Source organism: Cupriavidus sp. HPC(L), assembly GCF_000307735.3.
In the GTDB taxonomy this organism is placed as follows: Bacteria; Pseudomonadota; Gammaproteobacteria; order Burkholderiales; family Burkholderiaceae; genus Cupriavidus.
The window spans coordinates 1-2397 of record NZ_AMPR02000318.1; the positions used below are offsets into that span (position 1 = coordinate 1).

Here is a 2397-nt window from a genome sequence, read left to right on the forward strand (position 1 = left end):
GAGCGCACGCCTGGCGGTGCGCCAGCACGGCGAATGGATGCGCTGGAAATACCGCCGCCACGCCGAGCGACGCCCGCCGCTGGTGCTGCTGCTCGATATCTCGGGATCGATGAGCCAGTATTCACGCGCGGTGCTGTACTTCTGTCATGCCTTGATGCAATCGCGCGAGCGGCTGTCGGTGTTCCTGTTCGGCACGCGGCTGACCAATGTCAGCCGGGCGCTGCGCGAGCGCGATCCCGACGATGCCGTGGAGACCATCGCGCAGCAGGTGCGCGACTGGGCCGGCGGCACGCGCATCGGCGCCGCGCTCTCGACCTTCAACCGCCAGTGGGCGCGCCGCACGCTGGGCGGCCGCGCCACCGTGCTGCTGGTCACCGACGGCCTCGATCATCAGCGGATCGACCTGCTGGGCGACGAGATGGCGCGCCTGCGGCGCTTCGCCCATCGCATCGTCTGGCTCAATCCGCTGCTGCGCTACGCGGGCTTCACGCCGCAGGCCCGCGGTGTGCAGGCGATCCTGCCGCATGTCGACGCGCTGCGCCCCGCCCACAACCTGGCCAGCCTGTTCGCGCTGGAATCGCTGCTCGCGGCGCCATCGGCGCGCCGGTCCGCCAACAACGACAAGGAGAACCCCGCACCATGGAAATGACCCAAACCCACCGGCTGCCGGTGCCGCAGCAGGTCGCCTGGGAGGCGTTGAACGACACGGCCCTGCTGCAGCATTGCATTCCCGGATGTGAGAGTATCGAGCCCGATGGCGACAACGCCTACCTGCTGAGCATGACGGCGGCGGTCGGGCCGGTGAAGGCGAAGTTCAAGGGCCGGATGGCGCTGCAGGATATCCAGGCGCCGGACAGCTATACCATCGCGTTCGACGGCCAGGGCGGCGCGGCCGGCTTCGGCAAGGGCACCGCGAAGGTGCGGCTGGACCCGGACGGCGACGAGACCGTGCTGTCGTACACGGTGCAGGCGCAGGTCGGCGGCAAGATCGCGCAGATCGGATCGCGGCTGGTCGATGGTGCCGCGCGCAAGATGGCGGACACCTTCTTCACGCGCTTCTGCGAGGCGGTCAGCGGCGGCGCGTCGCCGGCGGATGAACCTTCTGCGGCCGATTCGGCCGAAGGCGAACAAACGAAACGGAAGCGATCATGGACAGCGTGGATCTCGAAGTCCTGAAAAGCAGTGTGCGGTGGACCGCCGAAGGCCACCGCACGCTGCTGGTCACGGTAGTCAGGACCTGGGGCTCGTCGCCCCGCCCCGAGGGCGCGATGCTGGCGGTGCGCGACGACGGGCTGGTGGTCGGCTCGGTGTCGGGCGGCTGCATCGAGGACGACATCATCGACCGGGTCCGGCGCGAAGGCATCGCGGCCCGCACGCCGGAGGCGATCAAATACGGCATCAGCGCCGAGGAGGCGCACCGCTTCGGCCTGCCGTGCGGCGGCACCATCGAACTGGTGGCCGAACCGGTGACGGCCGACAGCGGCCTGGCCCAGCTGCTGGACGCGGTCGAGAACGGCAGGCTGGTGACCCGCACGCTCGACATGGCGACCGGCAAGGCCACGCTGGGCCCGGCGCAGGCCACCGACGGCCTGAGCTTCGACGGCCGCACACTGGCGACGATCCACGGGCCGCGCTACCGGATGCTGGTGATCGGCGCCGGACAGCTGTCGAAATACCTGTGCCAGATCGCGGTCGGCCTCGGCTTCCAGGTCACGGTCTGCGATCCGCGCGAGGAATACACCGAAACCTGGGACATCCCCGGCGTCACCATGGTGCGCACGATGCCGGACGACACCGTGATCGAGATGAAGCTGGACGAGCGCTGCGCGGTGATCGCGTTGACGCACGATCCAAAGCTCGACGACCTCGCGCTGATGGAGGCGCTGCGCACGCGCGCGTTCTATGTCGGCGCGCTGGGCTCGCGGCGCAACAACCAGGCGCGGCGCGAGCGTTTGAAGGAATTCGACCTGAACGACGCGCAGCTGGCGCGGCTGCACGGACCGGTCGGCATCTATATCGGCAGCCGCACGCCGCCGGAGATCGCGATCTCGATCCTGGCCGAGGTGGTCGCGGCGAAGAACCACGTATCGCTGCCCGACATCCTGCAGGTCGAGGGCGCCAAGGCGGCGCGCGAACTGGCGGCCAACGAGGCCAGCGCATGCAGTCCGGGCCGCTGATCGATTCGGATCTGCCGGCCGGCATCCTGCTGGCGGCCGGCTACGGCCGCCGCTTCGATCCAGGCGGCGCGCGCAACAAGCTGCTGCAAGCGCTGCCGGACGGACGCACCGTGGCGTGGCACAGCGCCCGCACGCTGGCCACCGCGCTGCCCGGCGCGATCGCCGTGGTGCGGCCGGGACAGCCGGAGCTGGAACGGGAACTGAGCGAGGGCGGCTGCAC

Annotated in this window: 4 protein-coding genes; all 4 read left to right on the forward strand. The window is 69.9% G+C overall.

Annotated features, from left to right (window positions below):
* On the forward strand, positions 1-649 hold a 649-nt coding region (locus B551_RS16475), incomplete at its 5' end, for a VWA domain-containing protein (protein ID WP_023264577.1).
* Positions 640-1176 carry a CoxG family protein gene (locus B551_RS16480; RefSeq protein ID WP_043440339.1) on the forward strand — a complete coding sequence of 179 codons (537 nt, stop codon included), beginning with the start codon at positions 640-642 and terminating at the stop codon, positions 1174-1176. The genes B551_RS16475 and B551_RS16480, both read left to right, overlap by 10 nt.
* Entirely contained in the window at positions 1149-2177 is a 1029-nt protein-coding gene (locus tag B551_RS16485; protein WP_006580059.1) for an XdhC family protein, read from the forward strand. The genes B551_RS16480 and B551_RS16485 overlap by 28 nt, the downstream gene beginning before the upstream one ends.
* Positions 2159-2397: NTP transferase domain-containing protein (locus B551_RS16490; protein WP_023264579.1), on the forward strand; the 239-nt coding region annotated here is incomplete at its 3' end. The genes B551_RS16485 and B551_RS16490, both read left to right, overlap by 19 nt.